This window comes from Thermoactinomyces intermedius (genome assembly GCF_013912365.1).
GTDB classification, from domain to species: domain Bacteria; phylum Bacillota; class Bacilli; order Thermoactinomycetales; family Thermoactinomycetaceae; genus Thermoactinomyces; species Thermoactinomyces intermedius.
The window spans coordinates 1-7,385 of sequence record NZ_JACETT010000054.1; the positions used below are offsets into that span (position 1 = coordinate 1).

The 7,385-nt window shown below is 50.1% G+C and carries 7 protein-coding genes; 1 reads left to right on the forward strand and 6 read right to left on the reverse strand.

Going from position 1 to position 7,385, the window contains the following annotated elements; translation table 11 throughout:
• The 5 genes from H1R82_RS12390 to dhaK form a co-directional block, all read right to left on the reverse strand.
• Window positions 1–836: DNA translocase FtsK 4TM domain-containing protein (locus H1R82_RS12390; RefSeq protein WP_508613970.1), on the reverse strand; the 836-nt coding region annotated here is incomplete at its 3' end.
• Between the two features lie 182 nt (window positions 837–1,018).
• Window positions 1,019–1,240 (reverse strand): YlzJ-like family protein, encoded by a 222-nt coding sequence (locus H1R82_RS12395; RefSeq protein ID WP_181732616.1) that lies wholly within the window; start codon window positions 1,238–1,240, stop codon window positions 1,019–1,021.
• Window positions 1,237–1,959 carry a ClpP family protease gene (locus H1R82_RS12400; protein WP_370527091.1) on the reverse strand — a complete coding sequence of 241 codons (723 nt, stop codon included), beginning with the start codon at window positions 1,957–1,959 and terminating at the stop codon, window positions 1,237–1,239. Before H1R82_RS12400 ends, H1R82_RS12395 begins: the two co-directional genes overlap by 4 nt.
• Window positions 1,960–2,045: 86 nt before the next feature.
• Window positions 2,046–3,062 (reverse strand): dihydroxyacetone kinase subunit DhaL, encoded by a 1,017-nt coding sequence (dhaL, locus tag H1R82_RS14880; RefSeq protein WP_309544834.1) that lies wholly within the window; start codon window positions 3,060–3,062, stop codon window positions 2,046–2,048.
• 1 nt (window position 3,063) lies between these two features.
• Window positions 3,064–4,065 carry a dihydroxyacetone kinase subunit DhaK gene (gene dhaK, locus H1R82_RS12415; protein ID WP_181732617.1) on the reverse strand — a complete coding sequence of 334 codons (1,002 nt, stop codon included), beginning with the start codon at window positions 4,063–4,065 and terminating at the stop codon, window positions 3,064–3,066.
• A 359-nt stretch (window positions 4,066–4,424) separates the two neighbouring features.
• Between dhaK and H1R82_RS12420 the strand changes: the two genes are divergently transcribed.
• Window positions 4,425–4,913, forward strand: coding sequence for a PCYCGC motif-containing (lipo)protein (locus H1R82_RS12420; protein ID WP_181732618.1), 489 nt, complete (start codon window positions 4,425–4,427; stop codon window positions 4,911–4,913).
• A 48-nt stretch (window positions 4,914–4,961) separates the two neighbouring features.
• Here H1R82_RS12420 and H1R82_RS12425 read toward each other — a convergent pair.
• Window positions 4,962–7,385 (reverse strand): condensation domain-containing protein (locus tag H1R82_RS12425; RefSeq protein ID WP_181821675.1); only part of this gene is annotated, 2,424 nt, incomplete at its 5' end.

The window sequence follows — 7,385 nt, forward strand, 5'->3', positions numbered from 1 at the left end:
GGTTCCGGTTGTTTCGGTTGGGGCTGCGGCTCCGACGGCTGCAATTTCAATTTCATTTGTTCATGGACCGGCTTTTTCCCGTTCTCCGGTTGCTCCCTGTCCTGGTAAGCCACATCTTCAAAGTCGTAAACTACCGGATCGATGGGCTCTTTGCTCACTTCCACATCGGGGACGTTTTTTTCCCGCACACGCTTTTGCTTCGATGTCCGCTTTTGGCGCCGGTCATATTGCCTGATCCAATCGATCAGGAAATCCTTTCCCCTTTGTTTTGCTTTTTTGTAAACGGCCTTTGAGATCAGCGCAGCTTTCGTGAACGAAAAATCGGCAATCAGCAAAAAACCGCAACACACGACGGCCGCCAGCACGATCAAAGTGCCGGTATCATCGAATAAAAAATGGAGCAAAGCATAGGAGAAAGCCCCCAGCATCCCGCTGCCGACATCCAGCGGCACCGCTGAATTCCTTTCCTCCAACAACATGTACCAGGTCTGATCGATGATTCCCTTGTCCGTTTGAATGGTGTGAAAGGTCAAGTAATGATTAAACGTGATGAGCGCCATAAACACCAAAACGACTCCCGTCCACCTCGACGACCAATGATCCGGCCACTTGTGATGCGCCATCACGTACACGGACAATCCCATTCCCAAAACCGGAATCAAAAAATCCCATGTCCCCACCACAAAACGGGCCAGATACGTCAAATTTCTGCCAATGGCTCCATAACTGGCAATCGTCACCAAAGACAATGCCAATAAGACAATGCCATAAATCTCAAACAAAATTTCTTTTTTTGTTCCAATCGACTGTTTTTTCTTATTTCTCTTTTTTGCCATTGAAACCACCTTTTCAACCCATCCGTTCCGAAAGTAATTGATGGCAATGATAACCAGTCGGTATTATCTTATCGATATTTATTTCCCAAAACAACATAAAGTCTCCTACCGGATTTTAAAGATTTTTTCTTTTTGTTCTTCTCCCGGATCCCGCAAAAAACCGCCGGCTGACTGCCGGCGGTTTACTCTGCCACGGTCGGAACGTTTTTGATGGTGTTTCCCGGCTGAAAACGAGGATCCAAAAAATGACCGGGATCTCCGCTCAGCACTTGGACAATGGTCGCTTCTCCTTCCTCTCCTTCATGGACAATCATCTTCACGCCATCCACTTGAATTTGTTTCAGTTTCAACTCATCCGGGCGGTAAAAAGCCATTTCGATGGGAATCGTGGAATAGTAGATCATTGCAAAATCTCCCTTTGTTTGTTGGTCTCCACCATTTTGTTCAATTCGGCAAGCGCTTCGGAAATACCGCCCACTTCATCGATTAATCCGTATTTCACCGCATCTTTTCCGATCACATTGGTTCCGATGTCCCGGGCCAGGTCCCCGGTCCGGAACATGAGCTCACGGATTTTTTCTTCCGTGATGTTTGAATGGGTGGAAATAAAACGAATCACCCGGTCTTGCATTTTTTCCATATATTCAAAGGTTTGAGGCACTCCGATGACCAATCCGCTCAGACGGACCGGATGAATTGTCATGGTGGCGGTTTCGGCAATGAAAGATTTATCCGCCGCAACCGCAATGGGAACCCCGATGCTGTGGCCTCCCCCGAGAACGATCGACACCGTCGGCTTCCGCATCGATGCAATCATTTCCGCGATGGCCAAACCGGCTTCCACATCGCCGCCCACGGTGTTTAATACAATCACCATTCCTTCAATCTTCGGGTTTTGTTCCACCGCGACGATTTGCGGAATCACATGTTCATATTTGGTCGTTTTATTTTGGGGAGGCATCACCAGATGGCCTTCGATTTGCCCGATGATGCTCAAACAAAAAATATTGCTTTCCAGTTGAGGAACATTGGTTTGCCCCAATTGCTGGATCATCTGGGCAGCAACATTCTTCTTTTTTTCATTCGGTTCTGTATCGGGTCGGACATTTTGATCCTCTTTCACCGGGTTCACTCCTTTTGAATGGGTTACGAGTTAGTATGCGCATCTCTCTTTTTTTATTGTGAGGAACCCGGGAACATTTTATGTTTCTATTTGCGCCAATTTCTTGCTTTGTGTGCCGATGCCGCCACTTTATCCAAGTCACTCCGGACCGAGGCTTCCACGGCGGCGGCATAGGCACCTTCCACCAACGGTGCGTCCGCCACGCGAATCTTTTTTTCGTCCCCCAACATCTCGATGGCCATTTCGACGGACATGGCGGCACTTCCGATATCAAATAAAACCAAAACTCCGCGATCCGAATAAACGCGTTCGATGGCTTCTTTGATCTTAAACGGGCTGGTTCCCAGTTCCCCGTCATCCGTTCCGCCGGCAATGGCGACCGGCACGTCTTTTTGGATTTGCGAGAGAAATTCCGCCAATCCTTCAACGAGCTTTTCGCTGTGCGAGACCAGCACCAATCCGACGCAACTCATTGTCTGTCCTCCTTCCATGGTTGGTCTGCCCATGTCCGAAAGAAGTAATAAGAAGACACCGTCCCCCGGATCCAAGTGACCTGCCGAGCGTTCCCCCAGGTAAGAAGCCCGCCCTTTCTTTGCCACCATCGCCCGGGTGTCATTCATGGATTGTTCGGCAATGTCCTTGACCGTTTGCCGCGAAATTGGCTCTTTTGCCTGTTCCATGTACCGGACAACCGGTTCCCAGACATCCAACATGGTCTTGTCGCCGGGCTCCGCTTTTCCCCTCATTTTTAATCCCTGACAAGCCTCGGAAAAAGCTTTCACCCATTCTTCATGCGTCAACACGCTTTTTCCTTTGCAAACCAAAGCCATTTTCAGAAAAACAGTGCCGTACAAAGGGCCGGATGCCCCGCCCACTTTGCTTAACAGGATCCGGGAAACTGTTTGGAACCACCAACCAATATCGTGATCGTCATTTTCTTGCGTCAGGACTTTCTCCACTTCCTTAAAGCCGCGTGCCATATTCACACCGTGATCCCCGTCTCCAACGGCCTGATCATACCGGGAAAGTTCTTCTTTTTTTTCTTGCATGACCCGGCTTAACTCCGACAACCAATGCTTCACCTGCAAAACCGTCCATTCCATCTTATCTTCCTCCTTCGGCTTGAACCCATGAAACGGTGTCAGCTGGTGCTTTCAATCCTTTTTTTAATTCATCGTCCAGTTTCAAAAGGGTGAGTGAACAACCGGCCATCTCCAACGAAGTCATGTATTCGCCGACACTGGTGGAAAACACCCGGATTCCCTTATCTTGTAAACATTCCGATACTTTCCTGTTCAAAATATACAACTCCATCAGCGGCGTGGCTCCCAAACCATTCAACATAACCGCCACCTCATCCCCTTTTTGAAGGGGCAAATCTTTAAAAATGGCATCCAACAACATACCGGCGGTTTCATCCGCAGACAAGAGAGCCGTTCTCTGGATACCGGGTTCGCCATGAATCCCCATCCCGATTTCCATTTCATCCTCTTGGATATCAAAGCCCGGCTTACCGACGGCCGGCACAGTGCAGGCAGTTAAAGCCACTCCCATGCTCCGCATATTTTGCACGGTTTTTTCCGCAATCCGGTGAACCTCCTCCAAACTTGCCCCCGCTTCGGCCCAAGCTCCGGCAATTTTATGGACGAAAACCGTTCCGGCAATTCCCCTTCTCCGGGACGGATCGCTGACGGCCACATCATCGTTGACCACCACGGATTTCACGGGGATCCCTTCCATTTCGGCCATATCAGCCGCCATCTCAAAATTCATGACGTCCCCGGCATAATTTTTGATGATCAACAAGACGCCCTTGCCCCCGTTGGCCGCCTGAATCGCTCTGACGATCTGATCGGGCGCGGGGGAAGTAAACACCTCGCCAAGCACGGCGGCATCCAGCATGCCTTTTCCCACATACCCGGCATGAGCCGGTTCATGCCCGGATCCGCCGCCGCTGACCAACCCCACTTTTCCTTGAACCGGCGCCTGCTTGCGCACAATGACGGAATAATCCGGAATTCTGGACAATCTCTCCGGATACGCGGCTGCCATGCCGTCCAGCATTTCATCCACAACGTTTTCAGGATGATTGATCAATTTTTTCAACTTTTTCTCATCTCCCTTTTAGATCATTCAGATCATCCATCGGGTAAAACATGTTTTTTCACACTTCATTATATCTAAAAAAATAAAACACTTAAAAAACAGGATGAATCACCCAAATAAAGTTTTTCTCCCTTTTATTTCCTTAACAAAAACTCACAAATTGCTTTATAATAATAAACGAGATAGCCACTCTGGCTTACTGGGCTATCTCAATCAAGTGGTTTTATCATTTTGTTCCCCGGATCTATGAGACCGTGTAAACGGTCTCTTTTTTTATCTTTTTGAAACAGATTGCCCCTTCTTTACACCAACTCATCTTTTTCTGCTATGATGAGAGGGAAAAGGGAGGCCGTATGATCATGCAGCAAAAAACCATCCGTTTTTTTTCCATCTTGCTGTTTCTGTTTGGCTTGTCTTTTGCAGCCGGTTGCCAGACGGATCCGCATGAGGAGGCCGGTCCCGGTGAATCCCCTCATGTAATGGGAGATGTCCGGGAGACCACCACACTCCATGAATTGCCCTCTTTTTTGCAGGATTATCCCGCGGAGGTGGCGCAAACTTATCAGGAAGTCTCCAAACACCGTGAATTGCTGGCCAAAATCCCATGCTTTTGCGGGTGCGGACAAAGTGTGGGGCATCGCAATAATCTGGATTGCTTTATCCACCAACAATCCAACAACCAAATCACATGGGATTCCCATGCCACCACTTGCGGGGTTTGTCTGGAGATTGCCAAAGAATCCATTCAAATGAAAAAATCCGGAGCTTCGGATCAAAAAATCCGGGAATCCATCGACCAAAAATACGGCAACGGTTTTGCCGAACCGACGCCAACCCCGGCTCTGTAAATGACAAAACATCCTGCCTGGACAACCCAGACAGGATGTTTTTTGTCTTTATTTCACCAAGACTTTTTCCCGGCAAACGTTCACGATTCTTTTCAGATGATGGAGATAGAGGTTTTTCAGTTGTTCGATCGTCTCCCGGTGATACAGCGTTTGGTGGTAGCGAATCAGAGTGACCAGTTCCCCGTTTTCAACAAACAAACTGAAATCCAGTTTATACGGCCACTGAGCGCGGGGATGAACCCCTTCTCCCACCGGCAGGGACACGATTTGGATGTCCTCTTTCTCCACATCCCGGACAAACTCCCCTTGATAGTTGAAGTTGATCTCAGGTTTGAGCCGGAACGAAAGATCTTGTTTGTGTTCGGGACGGGTTAAGTATTTGAGAATCCCGTATCCGATTCCTTTATTGGGAACCTGCCGCAAGACTTCTTTCACATACGGAATGACTTCATCCGGATCTTTGGAATCTTGCTCAAACACGACCGGATACATGGACGTAAACCATCCGACCGTCCGCGTCAAATCCACTCCGTCAATCACTTCCTCCCGGCCGTGCCCTTCCAATTGGACGGCCACCTTGCCATGGGTCCAACCGTTTAAAGTCATCACCAAGCCCGACAACAACAGATCATTCATCTCCGTCTGGTAAGCACGATGCGCCCCGGACAACAAGTCAGCGGTTACCTCTTTCGGGAGGCGGCCCCAAACGGTGCCGATATGCTGATTGGCATAATCCGGCGTTTCTATTTTATCGACCGGAAGTTTCGGAATCCGGAGGCGGTCAAGCGCATGCCAATACGGAATTTCAGCAAGTAATGCCGGGCTGTTCGCAAACTCTTGCAATTGACGGCCCCATGATTGAAACGAAGTCGTTTTTTGCGGCAAAGCCAACGGTTCCCCGGCCAATTGTTGAGAGTAAGCGGTATGGAGATCTTCGGACAGCACCCGCCAGGACACGGCATCCATCACTAAGTGATGAATGATGATCAGCAAGTAATCCCCTTCGCCGGTGTGGAAGATCCCCAGGCGGATCAACGGACCGCCATGGATGCGAAGCGATTGATGCAAACGGTTGGCTTCCCTTTTTATCACTTCCGAAAGATCTTCACTGTTGACATCAAACTCGTGGATGGTGAAAAATTCCCCTTCCACATCCCGGTTCCATGCCTTCACCCGGTGTCCTTCCCGTTGAAACGACATCCTCAACGCATCGTGATGGGTCACCAGCTTTTGGAAAACCGGTTTTAACACCCCGGCATCCCAGCCTTGTTTCCGGTGCAGGACAATGGCCATGTTCCATTGATCCGGATAATCCGTCTGCTCAAACATCCAACGCTGAATCGGGGTCAGCGCGACTTCCCCCGTCACCACTTCTTCTTCCCGGTCTTCATCGACGGGGTGCACAAGCGGTGCCAATTCTTCAATGGTCGGATGTTGGAACAAATCTTTCAATCTCATTTTCAGCCGGTACGGTTTTAAGCGGGAAGCAATTTGCATCGCTTTGATGGAATCGCCGCCAAGCTCAAAAAACTGATCACGGATCCCGACCCGGTCCAGATGCAAAATTTCCTCCCACAGCTCCGCCAGGATGCGTTCCTTTTCATTGCGGGGGGCTGCATATTCCACACCGGTTTGCATCTGTTTGGGTTTGGGAAGCATGTTTTTGTCCACTTTACCGTTGGCATTCAACGGCAGTTGCTCCATCTGCATAAAGTAAGCCGGAATCATGTAATCAGGTAATTCTTTTCCCAGATACTGCCGCAATGCAGGAATGGAGCAGGACTCCGATGCCGTGAAATATGCACACAAATGCAACTGATTTTGTTCGTCGGTTTGCGCCACCACCACGGCTTCTTTCACGGTCGGGTAACTTAACAACTTGTCGGCCACTTCCCCGGGCTCGATACGGTAACCGCGGATTTTCACCTGTTCATCCATCCGTCCCAGAAACTCCAGGCGCCCGTCCGGCAACCACCGCACCAAGTCTCCGGTCCGGTACATCTTTTGCCCCGGCACATAAGGATTGGGCACAAACTTCTCCGCCGTCAGTTCCGGCCGGTTCAAATATCCCCGGGCCAAGCTTTCCCCGCTGACGCACAGCTCGCCCGGCACGCCGACCGGCTGCAATTGCTGATGTTCATTCAACACATACACCTGGTTATTGGCCACCGGTTTCCCAATCGTGACCGGCTCATCCGGACGCACCCGGGTGCTCGTGGTCACCACCGTGTTCTCCGTCGGACCGTAGTTGTTGACCACCGTGTAGTTCTGCGGCAACACCCGGCCCAACCGGTCCCCTCCGGTCAGCAACACTCTCAGGCTGCGGTTTTCCAACTGCATAAATTGCTCCGCCACCGGCGTCGGCAGAAAAGCAACCGTGATCCCTTGTTCCTCCATGTACCGGTTGAGTGCCTCCAGATCGTAACGCATGGCCTCTTCAATGATGTGAAGTGACGCTCCCGCCATCCAGGT